Source organism: Mesorhizobium ciceri biovar biserrulae (assembly GCF_001618845.1).
Lineage (GTDB): Bacteria > Pseudomonadota > Alphaproteobacteria > Rhizobiales > Rhizobiaceae > Mesorhizobium > Mesorhizobium ciceri.
Map to the genome: position 1 here is coordinate 2827431 of NZ_CP015064.1, position 25622 is coordinate 2853052.

24 protein-coding genes are annotated in these 25622 nt (G+C 62.5%); 14 read left to right on the forward strand and 10 right to left on the reverse strand.

Going from position 1 to position 25622, the window contains the following annotated elements:
- Nucleotides 1-129: 129 nt before the first annotated feature.
- The 3 genes from A4R29_RS12985 (at nucleotide 130) to A4R29_RS12995 (ending at nucleotide 2837) form a co-directional block, all read left to right on the forward strand.
- Entirely contained in the window at nucleotides 130-1119 is a 990-nt protein-coding gene (locus tag A4R29_RS12985) for an AraC family transcriptional regulator (RefSeq protein ID WP_063170228.1), read from the forward strand.
- Nucleotides 1120-1179: 60 nt separating this feature from the next.
- Nucleotides 1180-2388: an MFS transporter gene (locus A4R29_RS12990; protein WP_063172065.1), complete on the forward strand. Its 1209-nt coding sequence runs from the start codon at nucleotides 1180-1182 to the stop codon at nucleotides 2386-2388.
- Between the two features lie 182 nt (nucleotides 2389-2570).
- Nucleotides 2571-2837, forward strand: coding sequence for a hypothetical protein (locus tag A4R29_RS12995; protein WP_063172066.1), 267 nt, complete (start codon nucleotides 2571-2573; stop codon nucleotides 2835-2837).
- Between the two features lie 94 nt (nucleotides 2838-2931).
- On the opposite strand, the gene A4R29_RS13000 is transcribed toward A4R29_RS12995, so the two are convergent.
- The 4 genes from A4R29_RS13000 to A4R29_RS13015 all read right to left on the reverse strand — a co-directional run bounded on the left by A4R29_RS13000 (nucleotide 2932) and on the right by A4R29_RS13015 (nucleotide 6755).
- Nucleotides 2932-3486 carry a hypothetical protein gene (locus A4R29_RS13000; RefSeq protein ID WP_063172067.1) on the reverse strand — a complete coding sequence of 185 codons (555 nt, stop codon included), beginning with the start codon at nucleotides 3484-3486 and terminating at the stop codon, nucleotides 2932-2934.
- Nucleotides 3487-3621: 135 nt separating this feature from the next.
- Entirely contained in the window at nucleotides 3622-4713 is a 1092-nt protein-coding gene (locus A4R29_RS13005; RefSeq protein ID WP_063172068.1) for a YcjF family protein, read from the reverse strand.
- Nucleotides 4710-6188, reverse strand: a complete 1479-nt coding sequence (locus A4R29_RS13010) for a YcjX family GTP-binding protein (RefSeq protein ID WP_063172069.1) — start codon at nucleotides 6186-6188, stop codon at nucleotides 4710-4712. Before A4R29_RS13010 ends, A4R29_RS13005 begins: the two co-directional genes overlap by 4 nt.
- Nucleotides 6189-6251: 63 nt before the next feature.
- On the reverse strand, nucleotides 6252-6755 hold the full coding sequence (locus A4R29_RS13015; protein ID WP_063172070.1) for a SixA phosphatase family protein: 504 nt from the start codon (nucleotides 6753-6755) through the stop codon (nucleotides 6252-6254).
- 332 nt (nucleotides 6756-7087) lie between these two features.
- Here A4R29_RS13015 and dksA point away from each other — a divergent pair, with 332 nt between their 5' ends.
- Complete coding sequence (gene dksA / locus A4R29_RS13020; protein ID WP_013531862.1) at nucleotides 7088-7504, forward strand: RNA polymerase-binding protein DksA; 417 nt, start codon at nucleotides 7088-7090, stop codon at nucleotides 7502-7504.
- Nucleotides 7505-7683: 179 nt separating this feature from the next.
- Here dksA and A4R29_RS13025 read toward each other — a convergent pair whose 3' ends face one another.
- The gene (locus A4R29_RS13025; RefSeq protein ID WP_013531861.1) at nucleotides 7684-8421 is read right to left on the reverse strand and encodes a flagellar biosynthetic protein FliO; all 738 of its coding nucleotides are present in this window, start codon (nucleotides 8419-8421) and stop codon (nucleotides 7684-7686) included.
- 225 nt (nucleotides 8422-8646) lie between these two features.
- Here A4R29_RS13025 and cckA point away from each other — a divergent pair, with 225 nt between their 5' ends.
- Nucleotides 8647-11220: a cell cycle histidine kinase CckA gene (gene cckA / locus A4R29_RS13030; protein WP_063172071.1), complete on the forward strand. Its 2574-nt coding sequence runs from the start codon at nucleotides 8647-8649 to the stop codon at nucleotides 11218-11220.
- An 86-nt stretch (nucleotides 11221-11306) separates the two neighbouring features.
- Nucleotides 11307-12014 carry a purine-nucleoside phosphorylase gene (locus A4R29_RS13035; RefSeq protein ID WP_013531859.1) on the forward strand — a complete coding sequence of 236 codons (708 nt, stop codon included), beginning with the start codon at nucleotides 11307-11309 and terminating at the stop codon, nucleotides 12012-12014.
- A 9-nt stretch (nucleotides 12015-12023) separates the two neighbouring features.
- Here A4R29_RS13035 and A4R29_RS13040 read toward each other — a convergent pair whose 3' ends face one another.
- Genes A4R29_RS13040 through A4R29_RS13050 form a run of 3 tightly spaced genes read right to left on the reverse strand, consistent with a single transcriptional unit; the run spans nucleotide 12024 to nucleotide 15633 of the window.
- Nucleotides 12024-13241 (reverse strand): c-type cytochrome, encoded by a 1218-nt coding sequence (locus tag A4R29_RS13040; RefSeq protein WP_063172072.1) that lies wholly within the window; start codon nucleotides 13239-13241, stop codon nucleotides 12024-12026.
- Entirely contained in the window at nucleotides 13238-15004 is a 1767-nt protein-coding gene (locus A4R29_RS13045; protein ID WP_063173670.1) for a GMC family oxidoreductase, read from the reverse strand. The genes A4R29_RS13040 and A4R29_RS13045 overlap by 4 nt, the downstream gene beginning before the upstream one ends.
- A gap of 2 nt (nucleotides 15005-15006) precedes the next feature.
- The gene (locus A4R29_RS13050) at nucleotides 15007-15633 is read right to left on the reverse strand and encodes a gluconate 2-dehydrogenase subunit 3 family protein (RefSeq protein ID WP_224619294.1); all 627 of its coding nucleotides are present in this window, start codon (nucleotides 15631-15633) and stop codon (nucleotides 15007-15009) included.
- A 588-nt stretch (nucleotides 15634-16221) separates the two neighbouring features.
- Between A4R29_RS13050 and A4R29_RS13055 the strand changes: the two genes are divergently transcribed.
- Nucleotides 16222-16659 carry a VOC family protein gene (locus tag A4R29_RS13055; protein WP_024503525.1) on the forward strand — a complete coding sequence of 146 codons (438 nt, stop codon included), beginning with the start codon at nucleotides 16222-16224 and terminating at the stop codon, nucleotides 16657-16659.
- Between the two features lie 10 nt (nucleotides 16660-16669).
- Here A4R29_RS13055 and A4R29_RS13060 read toward each other — a convergent pair whose 3' ends face one another.
- On the reverse strand, nucleotides 16670-16975 hold the full coding sequence (locus tag A4R29_RS13060; protein WP_013531854.1) for a ribbon-helix-helix domain-containing protein: 306 nt from the start codon (nucleotides 16973-16975) through the stop codon (nucleotides 16670-16672).
- 207 nt (nucleotides 16976-17182) lie between these two features.
- Here A4R29_RS13060 and A4R29_RS13065 point away from each other — a divergent pair, with 207 nt between their 5' ends.
- From A4R29_RS13065 to A4R29_RS13075, 3 genes are all read left to right on the forward strand, one after another.
- Nucleotides 17183-17578, forward strand: a complete 396-nt coding sequence (locus tag A4R29_RS13065; protein WP_027161507.1) for a VOC family protein — start codon at nucleotides 17183-17185, stop codon at nucleotides 17576-17578.
- An 81-nt stretch (nucleotides 17579-17659) separates the two neighbouring features.
- On the forward strand, nucleotides 17660-18190 hold the full coding sequence (locus A4R29_RS13070) for a hypothetical protein (RefSeq protein WP_027161508.1): 531 nt from the start codon (nucleotides 17660-17662) through the stop codon (nucleotides 18188-18190).
- Nucleotides 18191-18236: 46 nt separating this feature from the next.
- Nucleotides 18237-19808, forward strand: a complete 1572-nt coding sequence (locus A4R29_RS13075) for a GMC family oxidoreductase (protein WP_013531851.1) — start codon at nucleotides 18237-18239, stop codon at nucleotides 19806-19808.
- Between the two features lie 64 nt (nucleotides 19809-19872).
- Here A4R29_RS13075 and A4R29_RS13080 read toward each other — a convergent pair whose 3' ends face one another.
- Entirely contained in the window at nucleotides 19873-20286 is a 414-nt protein-coding gene (locus A4R29_RS13080; protein ID WP_063172074.1) for a hypothetical protein, read from the reverse strand.
- A gap of 313 nt (nucleotides 20287-20599) precedes the next feature.
- Between A4R29_RS13080 and urtA the strand changes: the two genes are divergently transcribed.
- The 4 genes from urtA (at nucleotide 20600) to urtD (ending at nucleotide 25603) form a co-directional block, all read left to right on the forward strand.
- Nucleotides 20600-21910 carry an urea ABC transporter substrate-binding protein gene (gene urtA / locus A4R29_RS13085; RefSeq protein ID WP_013531849.1) on the forward strand — a complete coding sequence of 437 codons (1311 nt, stop codon included), beginning with the start codon at nucleotides 20600-20602 and terminating at the stop codon, nucleotides 21908-21910.
- Nucleotides 21911-22007: 97 nt separating this feature from the next.
- Complete coding sequence (gene urtB, locus A4R29_RS13090) at nucleotides 22008-23621, forward strand: urea ABC transporter permease subunit UrtB (RefSeq protein WP_027161510.1); 1614 nt, start codon at nucleotides 22008-22010, stop codon at nucleotides 23619-23621.
- A complete protein-coding gene (urtC, locus tag A4R29_RS13095) occupies nucleotides 23618-24850 on the forward strand; it encodes an urea ABC transporter permease subunit UrtC (RefSeq protein ID WP_027161511.1) in 1233 nt (410 codons plus the stop codon). Before urtB ends, urtC begins: the two co-directional genes overlap by 4 nt.
- A gap of 6 nt (nucleotides 24851-24856) precedes the next feature.
- Complete coding sequence (gene urtD / locus A4R29_RS13100) at nucleotides 24857-25603, forward strand: urea ABC transporter ATP-binding protein UrtD (RefSeq protein ID WP_013531846.1); 747 nt, start codon at nucleotides 24857-24859, stop codon at nucleotides 25601-25603.
- The last annotated feature ends 19 nt before the right edge of the window (nucleotides 25604-25622 follow it).

A 25622-nucleotide genomic window follows, 5' to 3' on the forward strand; every position in this document is an offset into this window, starting at 1 on the left:
TGCATGCAGTTGGAGCGGGAGGCAAGGCGAGAAATCTGCCGGGAAGGGTAGTGTGCCGTTGCAGTGATTGACCTGGTGGAACAACGGTCCCCGCTTGCTTGCCGGACGTTCGGCATCTATATTGCGTATATGTTTGACCATTCGTCCCGACCGTCCTCGCCGCCACATATCCCGATGGATGCGCTCAGCGAAGTTCTGCAAGACTTTCGCTTGAGTGGTGTCAACTATGGCCGCTGCGAACTCCGGCACCCATGGAGCATAGACTTTCCGCAACAACAGCTGCTTCGGTTTCACTTTGTCGGCCAGGGCCCATGCTGGATTCATACTGAATCGCAAGGCTGGCAGGAGCTGCGCGATGGCGATCTGGTGCTGCTGCCGCAAGGCATCGCCCATCGGCTGGCGAGCGCGCCGGACGTTGCAGGGGGCTCGCTCGAAGGTTGCCAGGTAATCAAGTTGGGGGGCAACGTCTGCGAAGTGGTACGGCAAGGAACGGGCGCGACGAGCACCCTTTTCTGCGGCTCCATGGCCTTGGACTCCTATGCGCTCAACCCATTGATCACGTTGATGCCGCCTGTCATCAAGGGTTGCGACGTGGCCGGCAATGACCCGGTCGTCGGTCCTTTGCTGGCGGCCATGACGGTGGAGGCCTCGCAGCCGCAGATGGGCAGCGCCACGATTCTGTCGCGTATGGCCGACTTGCTGACGGCCCGGCTCATACGCTGCTGGGTCAATTGCAACGGAGCCTCGACCACCGGTTGGCTCGCAGCCATCCGCGACCCCCATATAGGCCGCGCTTTGGCGGCCATGCACCGCGACCCCGGCCACAACTGGACGCTGGGAAGCCTGGCCGGCGTAGCAGGCCAATCGCGTTCGATTTTCGCCGAGCGTTTCAGTGCGGTATTGGGGGAGGGTGCCGCACACTATCTCGCCCGCCTGCGCATGCAGCTTGCCCGCGAATTGCTGGGCCAAAACGGCTTGTCGGTTGCCGAAGTCGCTACCCGTTTGGGCTATGATTCGGAGGCATCCTTCGCGCGCGCGTTCAAGCGCATCACCAATGTCTCGCCGGGCGTTGTGCGTCGCACAATTCCCGGACGAATGGATATGAATTTCGGATTCTAAGATACATATCATCCGAGCGGACTCGCCTATTTAAGACCTCCAAACTTTGGAGATCTTTCCGTGACTGACACAACATTACAGCTTGAAGACGCCGCGACTGGCCTTGATGCCGATGCACCAGCCGCGTGGAGCGCAGCCACCTGGTTCGCGGTCATTTCATTGGCGGCCACCAGCTTTGCCTTGGTGTCGGCCGAATTCCTGCCCGCAGGTCTGCTGACGCCAATGGCACGCGATCTCGGCATCAGCGAGGGGACGGCCGGACAGGTCGTCACCGCCACCGCTTCCGTCGGCGCCGTGACGGCCATGTTGAGCAATGTTCTCATCGGCCGCTTGAACCGCAAGGCGGTGCTGGTTGGTCTCAGTGCTCTTGCGGTCGGTTCCAATGTCCTGGCGGCGCTGGCGACCGATTTCTGGCTGTTGCTGTTGGGCCGGGCCGGGCTGGGAATCGCTCTCAGTGCTTTCTGGGCACTTTCGGTCGCCGTTGTGGCGAGGCTGGTTGGCGCCAGCGCGACAGGTCGGGGCATGGCGATCGTCACCCTGGGCGTCTCGCTCGCAACCATTGCCGCACCGTCGATGGGCGCGTTGATCAGTGACTGGATAGGGTGGCGCAGTGCCATGGCCATGACGGCGGGGCTGGCCGCGCTTGCCATGCTGCTGCAGTTTCTCAGCCTGCCGACCTTGCCCGCAACGGCAAGCAACAGCCTTGCAGATGTATTTCGGCTGACCCGGCGGCGCGGCATCCAACTCGGCATGCTGGCTATCCTTTTGCTGATGACGGGGCATTTTGCCGGCTCGGTCTATGTGCGTCCCTTCCTCGAACAGGTGACACTCCTTACAACCGGACCGATTGCCTTGGCTCTGCTCGGGTTTGGCGTCGCTGCCGTGATCGGTAATGTTGCCGGCGGCCGCATGGCCGACACCAACATCCACATGGCCCTCGCAGTCACCGCGGCGTTAATGGCGGTTGCGGCACTTACTTTGGTGCTTTGGGGCTCGCATATCGGCGTTGCCTTCGGTTTCGTTACGCTGTGGGGTTTCGCCTTTGGCATGGCGCCGGTGGTGCTGCCGACCAATATGTCGCGCGCGGCGCCTGATGCGCTGGAGGCAGCGGGCAGCCTGATGGTCACCTCTTTCCAAATTGCCATCACCATCGGCGCGGTTGTCGGCGGCTATGTCGTGGACACCTACGGCGCGACTGGGCCTTTGACTCTGACTGCTATCCTTGCCGCATCGACCGCTGTCTTGGCGCTGCTGCAGCCTCGCAGCTGAACTTTGCAGCCGCCGACACAGTAGCCTCAAATCCTGCCGCCAGCGATGTTGCAGGCGCGATACACAAGTTGAGGCCGGGAACACGTTGCATCTTGCCGCAATCGAAGGCTAAGGACGCTCGGCTTCGGCCATTGGAGGGTGATCGACGATCAAGTCGCGCCCTTTTTGAGGAGATGACTGACATGAAGAAGTTTTTGTTTGTTGCCGTCGGCCTGGCGGTGCTTGCCGGTTCGGCTTGCTCGAAGGCGCCTGAGTGCACGGCGGAGATCGCAACCAAGAAGGCGCAGGACATGGCTGCAGCACTTCAGGACGCGATCACCAAGGACCCGGCCAAGTCGGCTGATCTGACCGCCAAGGTCCAGGCGGTGACAACCAAGTATCAGGGCGCCACGACATTGGCCGACGCCTGCAAGGCCTATGACGAAGTGACGGCCGCGATCAAGGGCTGACACCCTGATTCGAGATCAAGGCCTAAGCGCCTGATTCGATGGGCTCAAGTGAGAGGGCGGTGACCGTTGGGTCGCCGCCTTTTTCCTTGGTTTTTCAGTTCGGCGCGATGGAGCCGACTTCGACCGCGTCGACCCGCTTCAGGCTCATGCCGATCACCGGCACCAATTGGTCGTTGACGCGCACGGCAATAGTCACCGTCATCGAATTATCGTCAGGGATGCGAGCCTGCATGACGCCGCGCAGCTGGTTGCGGTTGATGGTGAAGACCACCTTGCGGGGATCGACGACGTTGCCGCCGATGATGTCGAGGCCGGAACCGGTCGCGCCACCCATGAAGCTGCCCTTGTAGCCCTCGCGCCCCTTGCGCTCGATCTTGGCCGACATTGGCTGGGTGAACATACCGACCCGGCAGCCGCCGTCGAGCGACATGCCGACCTTGCCGTCGGGCGTCGAGCCGGTGAAGCTGCAGTTGAACTTGGTGCCCTTGTACTTGCCGGCGACGATTTCGCCGGGACCGATCCACTTGCCTTCAGCAGACTGGAAGAACTGCTTGTCCGGCTCCGCCGCAGAGGCCACTCCGGCAATGCCGACGACTGTCGTAATCACCGTTGCCAGGGGCAGGACGCTGGATAGAATTACGCTTTTCATCGACGACACCCGGCAACAAAGATGCTGTTTGGAACCCGTCTGACCATGAACAAGATTGGTTAATGCTTCGTCACCGCGGGGCCGCCGCAGAGCAGTCCGGTAACGATTCCGAATGCCCGGACACTCCAGCCCGGCTCACTTGCCGGAGGGGGTCGTTGCACCGTCTTTCCTGGTTGCGAACGATGTCAGCGCCGAGAGGAAGTCGCCCAATCCGGGACGTTTGGCGGCGCTGAAGGGCAGGGGTCGAGCCGTCTCCATCGCGGCGATGCCGATGCGCGCCGTCATCATGCCGTTGACGACGCCCTCGCCAAGCTTGGCCGAAAGGCGCGCAGCCAGGCCGTGGCCAACGATCTGCTGGACGAAACTGTCGCCGACCGCGATCGAACCGGTGACCGCCAGATGCGCCAGAACGCTGCGCGCCAGGCGGAAAAAACCCAGCGTCCCCGGCCGTCCGCCATAGAGTTCCGACAGGCGCCGAATGAGCCGCCCGGCCTCGAACACGACATAGGCAACATCGACCAGTGCGCGTGGACTGACCGCCGTCACCAGCGAGACGCGTTTGGCAGCTTCGAGAATCATCACTTTCGCCCTGGCATCGAGTGGTCCGAGAATTTCAGCCTCCGCCAGACGCACGAGATTGCCGCCGTCGATGATTTCGCCGCGCAATTCGGCCAGCGCGCGCCGGCCGGCCGCGGTCTCGGGTTTGGCCGAGACAAAGGCCGATAGTTCGTCGACGACCGATCGTGCCGCCTTGGGATCGTCGCGGGCGATCGCATCGAGCGCCCGCTTCTGCAGCTTTTCGACCTCGGCGAGGCGGGCGATCGCCAGGAATTCGCGAATCAGGATCACCACAAGCGCCAGCACGGCGATGGCGGCCATGCCGGCGGCCAGCCAGCCCAGCCACTCAGCGCGCGCAAAGAGGTCGCGTATGAGCTGGTCGGTCCACAGGCCGACCGCCAGCGAAACCAGCACGCCGAAGGCGCCGAAGAAGATGCTGCCGAGCAGCGAGCGTTTCCTGGGGGCGACGGCTGGTGGCGGCTCCGCGGCAATGATGTCGGGCTCGTCGAAGACATCGACTTCCGCCGGTATGACCATCGCGACATCGGTTTTCATCGCGCGGGGTTTGCGCTGGGTGTCGGTCTGGATGTTGCGCGGCTCAGGGGCCGCTTGTCTCGGTGGGGCTTCCGGTTCGATGCGGAATGCCGCCGGCTTGCGGGGCGCGGTCATGCCAGATGATCTCCGATCAGGAACTGCAAGGCACGGTCGAGCCTGATATGCGGCAGCGACAGCGTGACGCCTTCGGCCGTGCGTTCGAGCTTTGGGGGACGGAAACGGACGAAGCGGATTGCCGGGTCCGCGGAGTCCTGCCTGTGATCGGCTCCCGAAACATCGAACACCGCATCAATTTTCTCCGGTAAATCACCGGGAAATATGGCTGTTTCGGTCTTTCCGTCGAAGATTTCGCCATTGATCTTCTCGCCGGCGATCGGCGTGCCGATGATGACTGGCAACGTCTCCCGGCCTTGCTTGACGGTGCCTTCGCGCGTCGCGCGCACCGCCGCCATGGCGACCACATCGACATCGGCGCCGGTGAAATTCGCCCGTGCCACGGCGCGGTCGGCAAGCCGCCGCACGATCGCCTGCAGGCGGTCATGGCTTTCGTGGTGCAGATGGTCGGCCTTGGTCGCCGCAACCAGGATGCGGTCGATGCGCCGCGAGAACAGATCGGTGAGGAAGCTGCCCCGGCCGGGGCGAAAACAGCTGAGGATCTCGGTCACCGCGCGTTCCAGGTCGGCCATGGCGCCTGGGCCGGCGTTCAGCGCCTGCATAGCGTCGATCAGCACGATCTGGCGGTCGAGGCGGGTGATGTGTTCCCGGAAAAAGGGTTTGACGACATGCGTCTTGTAGGCCTCATAGCGCCTGTCCATCATGGCGTGCAGCGAGCCTGCGCGCGGGCGCTTGTCGTCGATCCCGGCCAGTGGCGCGAAGGTCAGGGCCGGCGAGCCTTCGAGATCGCCCGGCATCAGGAAGCGGCCGGGCGGCAAGGTCGAAAGCGCCCGCTCGTCGAGCTTGCAGGCCTTCAGATAGGCGGCGAAACTCTCGGCCAGGCGGCGCGCCGTCATCTCGTCGGCATCGGCGTTCGGGTCGATCCCGGCCGATAGTGCCCGCCAGGCTTGCGACAGGTCCTCGCGCACCGGCAGAACAGCCATTTCAAAGGCTTCGTGGGAAAAATCGGCGAAGGATTTGCCGAGCAGCGGCAGATCGAGCAGCCATTCGCCGGGATAATCGACGATATCGACCGACAATCTGCCCGAGGAAAACATGCGGCTCCAGCCGGAAGCCGATTCATATTCGATGGTCAGCCGCAGCTCCGAAATGGCGCGCGTCGAATCGGGCCAGGCGCGGTCGTTGACCAAGGCTGCGATGTGGTCCTCGTACTGGAAACGCGGCACCGCGTCGTCGGGCTGCTGCTCGAGGAAGGCGCGCGCGATGCGCCCCGATTTCTGCGCCTCGAACAGCGGCAGGCGCCCGCCATGGATCAAATTGTGGACAAGGGCCGATATGAACACCGTTTTGCCAGCGCGGGACAATCCGGTCACGCCGAGGCGCAGCGATGGGGAAAAAAGCCCGGTGGCGCGGCCCGATAGCGTGTCGAGGGCAATCCTCGCCTCGTCGGTGAAGGTGGTCAGCGATGATGCCAAAATATGCTCTCTCGAACTTCGGTCCGTCCGATATAGGCGCTGCAAAAAGGCTTTGAAATGGCTTCAGAGATCGGCCGGCGTCAGGAACGCTTCGAGATAGCCGGTGCCTTGGGCGGCGCTGGCAAGATCGCCGTCGAAGCGGACGACCGCCAGGCCCGCGGTCGGGAACCCATGGTTCAGTGTGGCCCGCGCAGCCTCGTCGCCGCCGCCCGAAACTGCCATGGCAAGGTCTTCCATCATCGGGTTGTGGCCGATGACCAGCAACGAGCCCGATCCGCCATTGTTCTTGATAAGGTTGAGATAACCGGCCGCGTCCGCGCTGTAGAGCCCGTCGAAGAACAGGACCCGGCCGGTGTCGGTCTGGCCGGCCAGGCCTTCCAGCGTCTCTTTGGCGCGTTTGGCGTTGGAGCACAGCGTCCGGTCCGGAACATAGAGGCGGGAGCGCATGGCGGCGCCCATCATTTCGGCATCGGCGCGGCCGGACGCATCGAGCGGACGGTCGAAATCGCGCATGCCGGGCAATGCCCAGCCAGCCTTGGCATGTCGCAACAGATAAAGCCTGCTCACCCAACCTCCGAATGCCGAAGCCTTCCGGGATTAGCCACGAGAACGGCGTCGCGCACAATGGCCCGTGCTCTTCAAACACGGCGAATCAGCCAACGCTGGCTGCTGCAAAAGGCGCTTGCATATCGGCCCCGGGGTCACCGCGATCAGGGAAAATATGCGTCACCGGATCCAAAGTGTCGCGGCGGAGTTTGTACCAAAGCGACCGTACGCGGCTGCAAAGACGCGTGCCCAGGTACTTTAACAATTGCGTGAAACAGCGGCCGATTGCGCTTGTGCAGGCGTCGGACGACGAATATATAGGCGCCAAATTTGGGGCAGTTTGGGTGAGTCGAATGAACGACATCGTTACCGCCGATTACGTACCCTCCGAAGACGAGCCGTTCATGAACGAGCGGCAGAAATCCTACTTCCGCTCAAAGCTCGTCACCTGGAAGAATGACATATTGCGCGAAGCGCGCGAAACACTGGAAATCCTGCAGCAAGAAAACGCCAACCACCCCGATCTGGCCGATCGCGCCTCTTCGGAAACCGACCGTGCCATCGAACTCAGGGCCCGCGACCGTCAGCGCAAGCTCATTGCAAAGATCGATTCCGCCCTGCAACGCATCGACGAAGGCACCTACGGCTATTGCGAAGAAACCGGCGAGCCGATCGCGCTGAAGCGGCTCGATGCACGTCCGATCGCGACATTGTCGATCGAAGCGCAGGAGCGGCATGAGCGCCGCGAAAAAGTCTATCGCGACGACTGAAGCTCACGGCCGGCTGTCTCGAACGATTCTGAAAATGGCCGGTTTTCCGGCCATTTTCATTGGTGCGGCATCCACCGCTCAGGGCGCGCGAAGATCGAAAACGCTCGGGGCTTCGGACGAGGTGGTTCGGCAGCCGGACCGGCGACGGTGTTTCGCGGGGATAGCGACCCGGCGGTCGCTCATTTCTTCTGGCTGGAGAGTTCACCGAGAAGCTTGGTCATCTCGTCGTCGAGCGACTGCGGCGCCGCCGGCTTGCCCACCTGGCCGCCCGAACGGGGCTGGTCCAGTGATACTTCAAGTTCTCTCATCAGCGTGTCGTCGATGCTGTCCTGCACCGGCTGCGGTGGTGGCGGGGCGTGCCGGGCGGTGTTGGCGTTGGCGGAGCCGTAGGCGGGCAACGGCGTGACATTGGTCGGCTGGTAGCTTTGCGTTGCCGGCTTCGGTGCAGGTGCCGGCGGCGCTGTCGGACGGGGGCGGGCGGGCGGCGTCGTATTCACCGGCTGTGGAGCGGGTGCCTGTCTCAGCGGCGGCGGAGCGGGTTGCGGCGGACGCGGCCTTGTCGGAGCGGTGGCCGGAACCGGCTGCAAGCCGCCATCTCCAGTCAATGCCGGCCGGCGCGGCGCCGAAAGCCGGATATCGCGCTCGACGACGACGTCGGTCGGACCGCCGATCAGAAGCAGATGTTCGATGTCGTCGCGGCGTATCAGCACCAACCTGCGATGGCTGTCGACGGCGGTGGCATCCATGACGGCCAGTCGCGTCTTGCGGTTCCGGCCGCCGGCGACGAAGGTTCCGAATGTCAGGTTGCGCACCAGCTTGACGATGACGAGAACGATGACCAGCAGGACGAGCGCTGCAAACGTCCACAACAATGCTGCGGCATAACCGGGACCTGCCACGCTATCGAGCCATTGCATTGGTTTCCCCTGATCGCCCCTTGGAAGTGATAAGACACTAGACCGTTGCAGCGGGCCACCGCAAGTTGCGTTTCACGCTGTTGAACAGCTTGAAAAACTCCGAAGGCCGGAAGACATCATTTTTATCCGACATTTGCCGCCCAGGCCTTTTCCGGACTAGGAGAATGTGATTCAACCCGGTACGGGGCGGGTGTCGGAACACCGGAATTCACGAGCAGGGGGCACATGGCCAAGGAAGCGCGCGGCGATTTCTATCCGGTACCGATCGTCGACCAGAATACGCGACCGGGCGCGGTTACCCGGCTTATCATTTTCATCGTCGTTCTGACGGGGGCCGCGATCGTCTTCGGTCTTTTCCGCGAGCGCCTCGGCGATCCTTTCCTGCTCGGCATGCTCGGCGTGCTGGCGATGATCGGCGTCGGCTTCCTGTTCGCGACGGCGATCGGCTTCGTGCAGGTCACGCCACGCTCGATAGGCGACGAACTGTCGAAATCCTTCGTCGATTCGATGTCGCAGGGGCTTCTCGTCACCGACACCAAGGGCCGCGTCGTCTACGCCAACCGCGCCTATGCGGATATGACCGGAGCATCGTCCGCTGCCGATCTGAAGACCGTCGAGGGATTGCTCTCGGATGTCCCCGAAGCCTCGGTGACGATCTATCGCCTGGCGTCCGGCCTTCGCGACGGCCAGCCGGGCGACGGCGAGTTTAGGCTCGCACAGTCCATTCGGCCCGGTGCCGAGCCGGGCGCCCGCTGGTACCGCGCGCGCGCCCGCGCCTTCAGCGTTCCAGGCCAGCGGCTGCCGATGCTGGCCTGGCAGCTTGCCGATATCTCGCAGGAGCGGGCCGAGCAGGAGCGCTTCTTCCTCGATCTGCAGAAGGCGATCGATCACCTCGACCACGCGCCGGCCGGCTTCTTTTCGGCCGACCAGGAGGGCCGCGTCACCTACATCAACGCCACGCTCGCCGAATGGCTGGGCATCGACCTCACCAGCTTCACGCCCGGCGCCGTGTCTCTGTCGGAGATCGTGGCCGGCGACGGCATGGCGCTGGTCCGCTCGGTCAAGGCCGACCCCGGCACCACACGCAACGCGGTGATCGATCTCGATTTGACGACCATGACGGGCGAAGCGCTGCCGGTGCGCTTCATGCACCGCGTTTCGGCCAGCCGCGAAGGATTGAATGGGCCGACACGCACGATCGTGCTCAACCGCACGCAAGGCGAGGATGCCTCTGCCGATTTGCGGGCTTCGGAAGTGCGCTTCACCCGCTTCTTCAACTCGACACCGATGGCAATCGCCGGCGTCGACCACAACGGACGCATCCTGCGCACCAATGCGCCGTTTTTGTCGTTGTTTTCGTCTGTCGTCGATCGCGACGCCGTCGACCGTCGCGTGCGGCTCGACACGGTAATCCACGAACGCGACCGGCCGGCCTTCGCGGCTGCCTTCGAGAAAGCGCAGCAGCGGCAGGCCGACATCGAGCCGATCGACACGCTTCTGCCCGGCAACGACGAACGGCACATCCGCTTCTACGTCAATGCCGTCGCCGACGGCACCGGCGGCGAGGGCGCCGAGGAGTCGGCCATCGTCTACGCCGTCGAGACAACGGAGCAGAAGGCGCTGGAAGGGCAGATGGCGCAAAGCCAGAAGATGCAGGCGGTCGGCCAGCTTGCCGGCGGCATCGCGCATGATTTCAACAATGTGCTGACCGCCATCATCATGGCGTCCGACCTTTTGTTGACCAATCACCGCCCGTCGGACCCGTCCTTCCCCGACATCATGAACATCAAGCAGAATGCCAACCGGGCGGCTTCGCTGGTGCGGCAGCTTCTGGCCTTCTCGCGCAAGCAGACATTGCGGCCGGAAGTGCTCAACCTGACCGACGTGCTCGCCGATCTCAGGATGCTGCTGGCCCGCCTTGTCGGCAACGACATCAAGCTGAAGGTCGACCATGGCCGCGACCTGTGGCCGGTCAAGGTCGATATCGGGCAGTTCGAACAGGTGGTGGTCAACCTTGCGGTCAACGCGCGCGATGCTATGCCGGCGGGCGGCGATCTGACCGTGCGCACCCGCAATGTAACCGCCGAGGAGTGCAAGGCCTTTTCCTACCGCGAACTCGCCCCGGCGGACTATGTCGTGGTCGAAGTCGAGGACACCGGCAGCGGCATCGCGCCCGACGTGCTGAAGAAGATATTCGAGCCCTTTTTCACCACCAAGGAAGTCGGCAAAGGCACCGGCCTTGGCCTGTCGATGGTCTACGGCATCATCAAGCAGACCGGCGGCTTCATCTTCTGCGATTCCGAAGTCGGCAAAGGCTCGACTTTCCGCATTTTCCTGCCGCGTCACATCGCCGAAGCGAAAAAAGCAGGCGAGCCCGGCGATGCGCCGGCGGCGCCGGCAAAGGTCGCCGATCCGGCCAAGGATCTGTCGGGCTCGGCCACGGTGCTGCTCGTCGAGGACGAGGATGCCGTGCGCATGGGCGGCATGCGGGCGCTGACCTCGCGCGGCTACACCGTGCACGAGGCATCGTCGGGCGTCGAGGCGCTGGAAGTGTTCGAGGCGCTGGGCGGCAAGGTCGATATCGTCGTTTCCGACGTGGTGATGCCGGAAATGGACGGGCCGACGCTGCTCGGCGAATTGCGCAAGCGCCAGCCCGACATCAAGTTCGTCTTCGTGTCCGGCTATGCCGAGGACGCATTCGCCAGAAACCTGCCGGCAGATGCGCATTTCGGCTTCCTGCCGAAGCCGTTTTCGCTCAAGCAACTGGCCACGATCGTCAAGGACGTGCTGGAGTCCTAGAGCCTTCCCCATGTTCCTCCTTGCGCAACGCCGTGACAACGCCATGATTGAGGGGTGAACGGCAGGAAGGCTTAGGGGAGCAACCGGTGACGCCGCACAACGAAGCGGACAAGGACGACTATGCCGACACGGTGTTGTTGCCGGGCGACCCGCAGCGCGCCGAATGGATGGCGCAAACGTTCCTGGAAGCGCCGCGCTGCATCAATCGCCGACGCGGCACGCTTGGCTTCACCGGCTTGTTTCGTGGCAAGTCCATCAGCATTCAGGCGACGGGCATCGGCGTTTCATCGTTTCTGATCTATGCGCATGAACTGCTGGACCATTATGGCGCCCGGACGCTGATCCGTACCGGCACCTGCGGCAGCCTGACCGCAAAGGCAAAGCTGCGCAGCCTTGTCATCTCGCAATCGGCACAGGCGGAAAGCGCCCAGAGCGGCCAGGTTTTCGGCCTTTATGGACCGGCTGGCCCGGACCCGGCGCTCCTCGCATCATCACGGGCCAAGGCGGTAGAATTTGGCATCGACCATCATGTCGGCCTGACGGTCTGCAGCGACATCTTCTATCACCCGGATGGGCGTGCCCGTTTTGCCGATGCACGGGCGCAAGGAGCCCTGGCCGTGGATATGGAAACCAGCGCGCTCTATGGCATATCGGAGCATTTCGGAGCACGTGCCTTGTCGATGTGTGTCGTGGTGGACAACATCGAGACCGGCGAACAGACCGACTATTCCGAGCGCCAGGCGCTTTTCACCGACATGAGCCGTCTGGCGCTCGCTGTCGCAGCAGAGAGCTAGAGTACGGGTCTACTGGGTCAATTCCTTGCGTACGGCGGCGACATCGCCGGACGAGACTGCAGGAGCCGCGTTGCCCCAACTGGCGCGCACATAGGTCAAGACGTCGGCGACCTCCTGGTCTTTCAGGCGCCAGGCCAGGGAAGGCATGGCGGGCGTCGTCGGTGCATCGGCCGTGTGCACGGCCTGGCTGCCGGCAAGGACGAGCCGGGCCAGTGTTTCGGCACTGCCCTGCACGACGATCGAATTGCCGGCAAGGGAAGGGAAAAGCGCGCCTGACCCGGCACCATCTCCACCATGGCAGGCCGAGCAATTGTCGCGATAGATTGCCTCGCCCGCGGTCATCCGTGTTGCGTCAGGCTTTGCCGGTTGGGCACTGTCGACATCCGAGCCCAGGCTCTTGAGGTAGACTGCAACCGCCTTGAGATCGGGATCGGTCATTTTCGACGTGGAGTTCTCGATTGCCTCCGCCATCGGACCGGAGGCAATCGAATGCGCATTGACGCCGGTCTTGAGGTATTTCACCAGATCCTCTTCCGACCATTTGCCCAGGCCCGATTGCGCATTGTTGGTGATGTCGGGGGCAAACCAGCCCTGCAGGGAGGCGCCTTGCAGGAACTCGCTGTCCTTATCGGCACCAAGGAAAGATTTGGGCGAGTGGCAGGTGCCGCAATGGCCCGCGCCCTGGACGATATAAGCGCCGCGATTCCACTCCGCCGACTTGGAGGGATCCGGCTGAAAGCTTGCTTCGGTGAAGTTGAGGGCATTCCAGCCCAGCATCGCCAGCCGGATGTTCAACGGGAACGGCAGCTGATTGGCTTCGACCTTGTTCGATACCGGTTGAACCGTCGTCAGATAGGCCCACAAGTCGGAAATGTCCCGATCGTTCATCCTGGTATAGGCGGGGTAGGGCATTGCGGGGTAGAGCCGCACACCATTGTGGCCGATGCCTGACTTCATCATGCTGCGGAAGTCGGCTTCCGACCAACTGCCGATGCCCGTCTCGCGGTCAGGCGTTATGTTGGGCGGCACAAGCGCGCCGAACGGCGTTTCGAGCGGCAGGCCGCCGGCCAGCGGTTTGCCCTCGGCTCGCGTATGACAGCCTGCACAGTCGCCGAGCACCGCCTGATACTGTCCACGTATGATCTGGTCCGCCTGGTCGGCACTCCATGCCGGGCCGCCAGTGAGGGCCGCAGCACCGATGGCGAGCGTGAGAACGAGCTTGTTCATGCCTGCACCAGGGGTGCACCGGGATTGCGCAGATATTGATTGCGGATGGCATCGGCGGCGCGGAAAGCGAGCGCGCCGACCGTTCCTGTCGGATTTTTGCCGGCATTCTGCGGGAAGGCCGACGCACCGATGACAAAGACGTTGGGGACGTCCCAACTCTGGAGGAAGGTGTTGACCGCGCTCTTCTTCGGGTCCGTTCCCATGATGGCGCCGCCCGTATTGTGGGTGCTCTGGTAGGGGACGCTGTCCCAGCCTTTCTTGCGGCGGCTGACGGCGTACTGCTTTCCGCCGAGCGCCTTGGCGATTTCCTCCATCCGGTCGCAGACATAGTTCGACATGCGGATGTCGTTGTCAGGAAAATCGAACGTCATGCGCATCAGCGGCCGCCCGAAACGGTCCTTGTAGGTCGGGTCGAGGTCGAGGTAGTTGTTGCGCGTCGCGTAGCTGCTTCCCTGGGACGAGTAGCCAAGCGTGCTCTTGTAGCCCTCGACCGTTGCCTTCTTCCAGGCGCTGCCCCATTTCGGCGTGCCGGGCAGGGTCGGCCTGGTTCCGATCGGGCGCCCGTTGGTGGGAATGCAGTTGATGCCCGCACCGCCGACGAAGTCCAGCGCGCCGTGGTCGAATGCGTCACCATTGTAATCGTCGATCGTCTGGCCGAGCGCGCCTGCGGCGATGAACGGGTTGAAGTTCTTGTCGTCGAAAAACACCTGCACGCCGGCGTTTGTCTGGTAGCAGTAATTGCGCCCAACCGTTCCTTCGCCGCTGCCGGGGTCGTAGATCTTGCCGATGCCGGACAGCATCATCAGCCGGGCATTGTGCAGGCCGTAGGCGCACAGCAGCACCAGATCGGCCGGCTGGAAGTACTCCTCGCCTGAGGTATCGACGTAGGTCACGCCGCGCGCCGACTTGCCTCCGGGAGCCAGATCGACATGCAGTACCTCGCTGTCGGTGCGGACTTCGAAATTGGACTTCTTCATCAGCACCGGAAGGACGGTGGTCTGGGCGCTCGACTTCGAATAGTTGGCACAGCCGAAGCGTTCGCAGAATCCGCAATAGGTGCATTGACCCATGGCGATGCCGAGCGGGTTGACATAGGCCCGCGACATGTTGGCGGATGGGGTCGGGAAGGGATGCAGGCCGATCGACCGGCCGACCTCGGCGAACAGGGTTGGCGCGTAGGTCATCTGCATCGGCGGGTTCGGATAATCCCGCGACCTTGGATCCTCGAACGGATTGCCGCCTTCCTGCAACTGCCCCTTGATATTGCCGGCCTTGCCCGAGATGCCTGCCAGATACTCGAACTGGTCGTAATAGGGCTCCATCTCCGCGCCGGTCACGCCCCAGTCCTCGACCTGGAGATCGGCGATTCTCGATGCACCATATTTCTTGGTCAGATTGGTCTTTATCTGAAAGTCTGAATCCCAGAACCGCCAGGTGTGGCCGTTCCAGTGGACGCCGGCGCCGCCGACGCCGTTGCCGGGGAGGAAGGAGCCGAAATCGCGCATCGGCAGCGCCTTCTGCGACGGGTCGTTGCGCACCGTCATGGTTTCCACGGCCGGCTGCAGGAAGAGGTCGCGCCGGATGCTGTAGCGCAACTCATCCTGCGCGTAGCCGATGTTGAAATCGGTTGCCGTATCGCGCCAGGGGCCGCGTTCTATAGCCACCACGTCCAGGCCCTGATCGGTCAATTCGTGGGCCAGAATGGATCCCGTCCAGCCGAGGCCGACGATCACGACGTCTTTGCGAGGCAGTATGTTGGTCATGATCAGGCGCCTTTGCCGAGCCATTCGGGGCGCCCGATGATCGAGACAGGCGGCTGCGGATATGGCTGATTGTGTTTGCTGACATGGTCGCGGTAGTCGTAGCGGGCGCCTGGAAAACCAAGCATGCGCCACGAGACCATGTCCTTGTTGCCGCCATAGACGGGGTCGGCAAAGAACCCCTCCATGGTGTTCTGCAGCAGAAGCCCGAAGAAACCCGGCCCCTTGACGCCATTGGGCAGGTCGACCTTCCCGGCCTCCATAGCCGTCAGGAAGGCATCCTGTTCGGCCGGTGCGAGCTCGACGAATGTCTTGCCGTCCCGCTGTTTCAGGAAAGCGTCGATGGCGGCAAGCCCGGTGCGGTAACGCTGCGCCGGATTGGCCTCGCCCTGATAGCCCTGGGTGGGCAGTCCAGGCAGAAAGGGGCCTTGCGTGTAAAGCCGGCTCGACGCACCGAACGCCCCCATCAACTGCCTGTCGATATAGACGGCGCAACCGGCTTCCTTGCCGCCCATGCTGAGCTCGTCGGCCGGAATGATGCGGTCGACGATCGCCTCGACTAGGGCTGCTTCCTGGGCCGAGAAAAAGTGCCAGCCGCCTGCCACGACCTGCGTCGGTGGATCGGATGCCATTGGCGTCCAGGGCAAAGTGCCCGAGAACGATCGCGCAAAACCGGCCGATGTCGCGGTTGCCGTAAACATTGCGACCGAGGACAGGAAAAGACGCCGATTCATTCGGACAGGGTTGCGACGGTTCATATTAGGAATCTCAAAAATAAGAGAGCACGCTTGGGAAGTGATTCCCAAGTATTCATGACAACGATAGTTAGGTTACGCCGCAGATCGAATGCCGATAGACTGCGAGATGAAAATGACCTCGTCAACCACATCACAAAATCGTTAGCGAGGGTTTGGTCTACTGTCGACCAGGTCTGCTTGTGCTGTTGGAAGCCGGTTTTCGCCCGGAACTTGGGCTGCAGCGTCGCCTCTTGCAGAGCGTCCTGGCATACGCGGCCGGATACTGGACCGATAGAAACAGCATCGTGCCATCAGGCATGAATCAGGGACAGCCACAGACCGGCTGGCGTTCGAGGTAGTGGTCGACACCAGGGCGCCACCGCGACGTATCACGAGGCGTTCCGGACCCCTTGATCATACCTGCTCAGCTGGCAAGCAGCCTGATGAGTTTACGACCTGGACGACGCCTTGTAGACTGAACACATGGCGCTCAAACGGATGGACAACATAGGAATCGTCGTCGATGACCTCGAAGAGACGATTGGTTTCTTTGGCGAGCTCGGCCTTGAGCTCGAAGGGCGGGCCACGATCGAAGGAGAATGGGCCGGACGTGTCACTGGACTGGGCGATCAACGCGTCGAGATTGCCATGATGCGGACGCCGGACGGCCACAGCCGGCTCGAACTGTCCCGCTTCCTCACGCCGCCTGTCGTCTCGGATCACCGCAACGCCCCGGTTAACGCCCTCGGCTACCTCCGCGTCATGTTCGCCGTGGACGACATTGACGGGACGCTTGAAAGGCTCCGCAATCGCGGTGCGCGGCTCGAAGGCGAAGTCGTCCAGTATAGAGACGTGTACCGGCTCTGCTACATTCGAGGGCCCGGAGGGCTTCTCATCGGGCTCGCGCAAGAACTCAGCTGAGCGCAATGCGCTAAGCAGCCTCCCGTTTCGGCACCATCTGCTCATCCATCCCCGGCCGATGGCCGCGCAGATAGAGCGCGCAGGTGGTGCGCAGCATCGACGCAAAGTTCGGGATGGCGCCGTTGATCTCTATAGCTTCGTCATAGAGCTTGGAGATGAATTTCGGCGTCGTCAGGTTCTGGTTTTCGGCGATCTCGTCAAGCAACGCCCAGAACGTCGCTTCGAGCTGGATGCTGGTCGAGTGACCGTCGATGCGAATCGAGCGGTTGATCTGGCGATAGCCTTCGGGGTCCTGGCCCGCAAACACCCTGCACATCCGACAAACCTCCCATGATTGTTGGTCTTGGGTGGACGGCGTGCAGTTTGATACTGCTTGACCTGTCCCCACACGTATTCTCGGGCAAAATTGCCGGTCCGGCAATCGGACTTTCGTCCCGTTCGCGGCTGCGGGCGTGGTAACCGGCTGCCACCACCTTTTGTCCGCGCCGCGCATAATCGCCTCCACACCAGCGCGGAGACTAATTTGGCCAAGGCGATCCACAGTATGATCCGGGTTCTCGACGAGACCCGATCGGTCGATTTCTACAGAAACGCCTTCGGGCTCAATGTCGCCGACAGGCTGGATTTCGAGACGTTCACGCTCCTTTACCTCAGCAATGCCGAGGCAGGGTTCGAGCTCGAACTGACCGTGAACAAGGATCGGCAGGAAGCTTACGGGCTCGGCGACGGCTACGGTCACTTCGCTGTCTCCGTCGCCGACCTCGACAGCGAACATGACCGTCTCGGTGCGCTTGGCCTGAATCCGAAGAAGATCGTCGAGTTCAACCGCGACGGATCGCTGATCGCCCGCTTTTTCTTCATCGAGGACCCCGACGGCTACAAGATCGAGGTTCTGCAGCGCGGAGGTCGCTTCCAATAGGAGACATAGCAGTCGCGCCGGCAGGTGCGGCGCCAGCAAACGCACTCTCAACAGTGCACATAGCAAGCAGGGAGGAATAAAATGGTCACGATCTATGACGCGAAGCCCGGGCTTTCCCGTCGTGAGCTTCTCAAACGCGGCGGCATCGGCGCGCTGCTCGTCATCTCCGGTAGCGCCGTCATCAGCCCTGAACATGCCTGGGGGCTCGAGACATCGGCACTCAAGCCCGAAACCATGGCGACGCTGATCCAGATGGCGCGTGACATCTATCCGCACGATCAGGTGCCGGACAAATACTACGCCATTGCCGTGAAAGGTCATGACGAGCAGGCCGGCAAGGACGCCGCCTACAAGGCGATGCTCGAGGATGGCATCGCCGACCTCGACAAGAAATCCGGTGACGGCGGCTATCGCGGCCTCGGCTGGGAAGACCAGCGCGTCGGCGTGCTGAAGCAGATCGAGGCGACGCCCTTTTTCCAGGCCATCAGAGGCGGCCTTGTGGTCGGCCTCTACAACCAGAAAGAGGTGTGGCCGATCTTCGGCTACGAGGGCGAGTCCTATTCCAAGGGCGGCTACATCGCGCGCGGTTTCGACGACATTGAGTGGCTCTGAGCCCCGTCGTTCCTGAACCCGCAAACAGAAATCATGGGAGGAAACCATGGCAGCTTCATTTGATCTGAACAACGACGGCGTGGTCGTCATCATCGGTTCGGGCGCCGGCGGCGGCACGCTCGGCAACGAACTTGCCCAGAAGGGTGTCGACGTCGTCATCCTGGAAGCCGGCGCGCGCCACGAATACGAGGATTTCGTCAATGACGAGTGGGGTTCGTTCGCCCAGCTCGCCTGGACCGACAAGCGCACCACGTCCGGCGACTGGCGCGTGGCAAAGGATTTTCCGAACCTGCCGGCCTGGATCGTCAAGTCGGTCGGCGGTTCGACCACGCATTGGGCGGGAGCCTCGCTGCGCTTCCAGGAGCACGAGTTCAAGACGCTCTCGACCTATGGCAAACTGGAAGGCGCCAACCTGCTCGATTGGCCGATCACGCTGGCCGAGATGGAGCCCTACTACGCCAAGGCCGAGGCCAAGATGGGCGTCACCGGCACCAATGACTGGCCGCGGCTGCCGGGCAACAACAATTTCAAGGTGTTGAAGGCCGGCGCCGACAAGCTCGGCTACAAGGAATGCCACACCGGCAACATGGCCATCAACTCGGTCGATCGCGACGATCGTAATTCCTGCCAGCAAACCGGCTTCTGCTTCCAGGGCTGTAAATGGGGCGCCAAATGGTCGACGCTCTACACCGAGATCCCCAAGGGCGAGGCGACAGGCCATCTCGAAGTCAGGCCGAATGCCATGGCGATCAAGATCAACCACGACGCCAGCGGAAAGGTGACCGGCGTCGTCTACGCCGACAAGGACGGCAAGCTGCAGGAGCAGAAGGCGCGCATCGTCGCGGTTGCCGGCAACTCGATCGAGAGCCCAAGGCTGCTGCTCAATTCGGCGTCGGGAAAATTCCCCGATGGGCTTGCCAACTCGTCGGGCCAGGTCGGCAAGAACTACATGCGCCACACCACCGGCTCGGTCTATGCCATCTTCGACAGGCCGGTGCATATGTATCGCGGCACCACCATGGCCGGCATCATCCGCGACGAGGCGCGGCATGATCCGTCGCGTGGGTTCGTGGGCGGCTACGAGTTCGAGACGCTGTCGCTCGGCCTGCCGTTCATGGCCGCATTCCTCGATCCGGGCGCCTGGGGGCGCTCGTTCACCACCGCACTCGATCACTACGACCACATGGCCGGCCTGTGGATCGTCGGTGAGGACATGCCGCGCGCGGAGAACCGCATCACGCTGCATGCAGACGAGAAGGACGCGCACGGCATGCCGATCGCCGACGTGCATTTCGACGACCATCCGAACGACACGGCGATGCGTAACCACGCCTACAAACAGGCTACGGCACTTTACGATGCGGTCGGCGCCACCCGTACCTTCCCGACGCCACCCTATCCGTCGACTCACAATCTCGGCACCAACCGGATGAGCGAGAAAGCGGAAGACGGCGTCGTCAACAAGCACGGCCAGGCGCACGACATCAAGAACCTGTTCGTGTCGGACGGCAGCCAGTTCACCACCGGGGCCGCCGAAAACCCGACCCTGACGATCGTGTCGCTGGCGATCCGCCAGGCCGACTACATCGCCGCGCAGATGTCGGCAAAGACGATCTAGTCACATCCTCCCGACGGGCTGCTGGCGCGGAACCCGCAAGGTTCCGCGCCTTTTTCTTGCCGCCTTATTGCTTGGTGCAGGTCGATGCGGTGAAGGCGCCGTCGGGTTGCTTCATGATGATGTCGAAGGAGGGCACGGTTTCGCCGTCCAGCGTCGCCTGGGTCAGCGACAGCGAGTTGCCGCCGGCGGAGTAGCCGCCCAGTGGTCCCAGCCAGGAAATCACGCCGTTCGCATCCATTTGGTAGTTGTACCCTTGCTGAGCGGGGCCGAAGACGCCGAGGCTGGTGTAGACAGGGCCGCTGTAGACGTTCCCCTTGATGGTGATGTCGCCGAGGCTGAGGAACATGCCAAGCAGGTACACTTCGCAATGATAGGTGCCGTCAGGCATCTTGCCATCGCTGAAATCGGCTCGCGCGGCTCCGGTTGCTGCGGCCAGAAGCAGTATGCCGATGAAAAAGCGTGAAATCCCTGAAATCATGACGTCGCTCGTTTGAAGAGCGAGCTTGCCCTATTTTTGCACCGCGCCGCAACATCGGTCGCCCAAGGCGCCGCTATTCAGATCAAAATCTAGGCAGTCTGGGAGAATGAGCGAAAATTAGGCAAAAACTGTGTAAGCTGCGCAAATTTCCCTCAATCGATTTCTGGCCGGCTCTCTTTGTTTTGGAAGCCCCTATATTCCAAGCTGCTGATATCTATGAACTATTTGCACCCTTTCAGGATCGCTGGAGCGGTTGGCATGGGGGTTGCATTGTAGTGTTGCGGTGCAATCAACTAGCTTGGGAGTCCGTAATATGAGGGGTAATTTCTCGACAATAACAAAAATGTTTTCGGCTGGTGCGGTCGCCGCCGGCCTGTTGATGTCGGCTCCGGCCAAGGCCGCCGACGACACGATCAAGGTCGGCATTCTTCATTCGCTCTCGGGGACCATGGCGATTTCGGAGACGACACTGAAGGACGCCATGCTGATGCTCATCGACGAGCAGAACGCCAAGGGCGGCCTGCTCGGCAAGAAGCTCGAGGCGGTGGTCGTCGATCCGGCTTCCAACTGGCCGCTGTTTGCCGAAAAGGCGCGCGAACTGATCTCCAAGGACAAGGTTGCGGCGGTGTTCGGCTGCTGGACCTCGGTGTCGCGCAAATCGGTGCTGCCGGTGTTCTCCGAACTCGACAACATCCTGTTCTATCCGGTCCAGTATGAGGGCGAGGAGAGCGAGCGCAACGTGTTCTACACGGGGGCGGCGCCGAACCAGCAGGCGATCCCGGCGGTCGACTATCTGATGAGCGAGGACGGCGGTTCGGTTAAGCGCTGGGTGCTGGAAGGCACCGACTACGTCTATCCGCGCACCACCAACAAGATCCTCGAGGCCTATCTGAAGGCCAAGGGCGTGGCGGCTGAAGACATCATGGTCAATTACACGCCGTTCGGCTTCTCCGACTGGCAGACCGAGGTTTCGGCGATCAAGAAGTTCGGTTCGGCCGGCAAGAAGACCGCCGTCGTCTCGACCGTCAACGGCGACGCCAACGTGCCGTTCTACAAGGAACTCGGCAACCAGGGCATCAAGGCCGAGGACATTCCGGTCATGGCCTTCTCGGTCGGCGAGGAAGAGCTTGCAGGTCTCGACACCGCGCCGCTGGTCGGCCATCTCGCCGCCTGGAACTATTTCGAGAGCATCGATACGCCCGAGAACAAGAAGTTCATCGCCGACTGGCACAAGTTCATCAAGAACGACAAGCGCACCACCAACGACCCGATGGAGGCCCATTATATCGGCTTCAACATGTGGGTGAAGGCGGTCGAGAAGGCCGGCACCACCGATCCGGACAAGGTCATCGACGCCATGATCGGCGTGTCGGTGCCGAACCTGACCGGCGGCTATTCGACGATGATGCCGAACCACCACATCACCAAGCCGGTGCTGATCGGCGAAATCCAGGCCGACGGCCAGTTCGAGACCGTGTCGCGCACGCCGGGCCTGGTGATGGGCGACGAATGGTCCGACTATCTGCCTGATTCCAAGGACCTGATCTCGGATTGGCGCGCGCCTCTGTCCTGCGGCAACTTTAATGTTGCCACCGGCAAGTGCGGTGGCAAGGGCACGAACTGATCCCTCCCAGGGCTGACCCAGTCAGACCGCGCGCGTCCGGACGGCTTCCTCCGCCGTCCGGACGCCCACTTCAACCTTCAGGGGTTACCAGAAACCGATGACCTTAATCCGCACGGGTTTGATGCTGTTGTTCCTGCTGGCGACACTGTCGTCATCGGGCGCTGGCGAAACCGATCTGCGCGGCATGATCGCCAAATTCGCCACGGCCAAGGGCTTTTCCGAGATCGGAGCCGTCGTCCACGAACTGGCAGCCGCCGGCGACCCGGCGGTGGAGCGGCCGCTTGCGGCACTTGCCGACGGCAACCTCTATGTCCGCAAGGCCGATTCCCTGGTGTTTGTCGGCAAGGAAGCGGGCGAGAGCGTCCAGCTTTCCGACCCGTTGAGCGGGGAGGCATCGGGTGAGGCGGCCAAGGACGGCATCACCAAGATCAAGGTCAACAACACGCTGCGTCGCGTCATCCGCGATGCGTTGGGCACGCTGACGCTCGGCGCCAAGGATCCGGCTGTCCGCATCGCCGCCGCCGACACCATGTTCAAGACACCTGACGCCGCAAATATCGCCCCCCTCGATACGGCGATCGCCGGTGAGGCCGTGGCCAGCGTCAAGGCTCTGCTCGAACAGGCCCGTGCCGCGTCAGTTCTTGTCTCGGATCGGCCCGAAGGCGACAAGCTCGCCGCCATCGCGCTTATCGGGGCACGGGGCGATCGCGATGCTGTTTCGCTGCTCACTTCGGTCGTGGCGAATTCCACCGACGCGGTTAGGCAAGCGGCGACAGCCGCGATCGCCAACATCAATTCGACGCTGGCCTTCTGGGACGCCGGGCAGAACGTCTGGTACGGCATCTCGCTGGGCTCGGTGCTGCTGCTGGCGGCAATCGGCCTCGCCATCACGTTCGGCGTCATGGGCGTCATCAACATGGCGCATGGCGAGATGGTCATGCTTGGCGCCTACACGACCTTCGTCGTCCAGCAGGTGATCCGTACATCCTTCCCGGACCTGTTCGACTGGTCGCTGGTCATCGCACTGCCGCTCGCGTTTCTCGTCGCGGCCCTGGTTGGCCTGATCATCGAGCGCGGTGTCATCCGCTTCCTCTATGGCCGGCCGCTTGAAACGCTGCTGGCGACATGGGGCGTCTCGCTGATCCTGCAACAGGCCGTGCGCTCAATCTTCGGGCCGACCAACCAGGAGGTCGGCAACCCATCCTGGATGTCGGGCTCGTTCAATCTCGGGCAACTTGCGATCACCTGGAACCGCCTGTGGATCCTGTTTTTCGCGCTCGCTGTCTTCGGCATCCTGCTCTACGTGATGAAGCGCACACCCTGGGGCCTGCAGATGCGCGCCGTCACCGCCAACCGGCGCATGGCTGCCTCGATGGGCATCAGGACGCCGTGGGTCGACGCGCTGACCTTCGCGCTCGGCTCCGGCATTGCCGGCATTGCCGGCGTCGCGCTGAGCCAGATCGACAACGTCTCGCCCAATCTCGGCCGCGGGTACATCATCGACAGCTTCATGGTCGTTGTCTTCGGCGGCGTCGGTAATCTGTGGGGCACGCTGGTCGGCGCCTTCTCGCTCGGCATCGTCAACAAGTTCCTCGAGCCTTATGCGGGCGCGGTGCTCGGCAAGATCGTCGTGCTGGTGCTGATCATCCTGTTCATCCAGAAACGCCCGCGCGGCCTGTTCGCGCTCAAGGGGAGGGCGGTGGAAGCATGATCACGGGACGCTTCTTTGCCGCCGGCGCGGACCGCCGCATCGCCATTACGATCTCCATCCTGCTGGCGGTGGCCGTCATCGTGCCGTTGCTCAACCTTGCGGTGTCTCCTACCAGCGCCTTCTACATCCCATCCTACATCGTCGCGCTGACCGGCAAATATCTCTGCTATGCGCTGCTTGCCTTGGCGCTCGACCTGGTCTGGGGCTATTGCGGCATCCTTTCGCTCGGCCACGGCGCCTTCTTCGCGCTCGGCGGCTATGCAATGGGCATGTATCTGATGCGCCAGATCGGCTCGCGCGGCGTCTATGGCAATCCCGTCTTGCCCGACTTCATGGTGTTCCTGAACTACAAGGAACTGCCATGGTTCTGGTATGGCTTCGACCATTTCTGGTTCGCCGGCCTCATGGTGCTCGCGGTGCCTGGCCTGCTGGCTTTCGTCTTCGGCTGGTTCGCCTTCCGCAGCCGCGTCACCGGCGTTTATCTCTCCATCATTACCCAGGCGATGACGTATGCGCTGCTGCTTGCCTTTTTCCGCAACGACATGGGTTTCGGCGGCAACAACGGCCTGACCGATTTCAAGGATATTCTGGGCTTCAACGTGCAGGCCGACGCGACGCGCTCGGCGCTGTTTGCCGCCAGCGCGGTGATGCTGGCACTTGCCGTCTTCGTCACCTGGGCGATCGTCGGCTCAAAATACGGCAAGCTCTTGATGGCGGTACGCGATGCCGAGAGCCGCACGCGCTTTCTCGGCTGGCGGGCGGAGAACGTGAAACTGTTCGCCTTCACCGTCTCGGCCGTCATGGCCGGCATAGCCGGTGCGCTCTACGTGCCGCAGGTCGGCATCATCAATCCGGGTGAATTCGAGCCGGCCAATTCGATTGAAGTCGTCGTCTGGGCGGCTGTCGGCGGGCGCGGCACCATTGTCGGGCCGATCATCGGTGCGTTGCTGGTCAATGCCGGAAAATCCTGGTTCACCGGTGTGCTGCCGGAGTTCTGGCTGTTTGCACTGGGTGGGCTGTTCGTTGCCGTCACGCTTTTGCTGCCCAAGGGCATCATCGGCATGTGGGACAGCTGGCGCGGCAACGCCAAGGCGTTGCGAGCTGCTTCGATTGCCGAGGAAGCCGGCACCGATGCCGATGTCTCGCCGCCGGCGAAAATCGTTCGCAGTGAAGCAAGAAAGCCAGGTGACTGGTCCGCCAGCAACCCCGAACCACAGCCGGCGGAGTGAGCGACCATGTCAAAGTCGAACACGATCCTTTATCTCGACGGCGTCTCGGTCTCCTTCGACGGCTTTCGCGCCATCAACAATCTGTCGCTGGTGCTCGACAAGGGCGAGATGCGCGCCATCATCGGCCCCAACGGCGCCGGCAAGACGACGATGATGGACATCGTCACCGGCAAGACGCGGCCCGACGAGGGCGAAGTGTTCTTCGACGGCCAAGTCGATCTGACCAAGCACGACGAGGCCGAGATCGCCATGATGGGCATTGGCCGTAAATTTCAGAAGCCGACCGTCTTCGAAAGCCACACGATCGAGGAAAACCTGATGCTGGCGCTGAAGGGTCCTCGCTCGATCTTCCCGGCGCTGTTTCACCGCCGCTCGGCCGCCGAGACGCGGCAGATCGATGACATCCTCGGCATCATCCGGCTTGGCGACAAGCGTGACGAACTGGCGGCCAATCTCAGCCATGGGCAAAAGCAGTGGCTGGAGATCGGCATGCTCTTGGCGCAGGACCCGAAACTGCTTCTGGTTGACGAGCCGGTCGCCGGCATGACCGATGCCGAGACCGAGGAAACCGCGCGGCTGCTCAAGGATATCGCCCGCGACCATTCGGTCATCGTCGTCGAGCACGACATGCATTTCGTGCGCGAGCTCGGCGTCAAGGTCACCTGCCTGCACGAGGGCTCGGTGCTCTCGGAAGGCACACTCGATTTCGTGTCGGCCGACGAGCGTGTCGTCGAAGTCTATCTGGGGAGATGAGCATGGTCTGGCGGGTTCA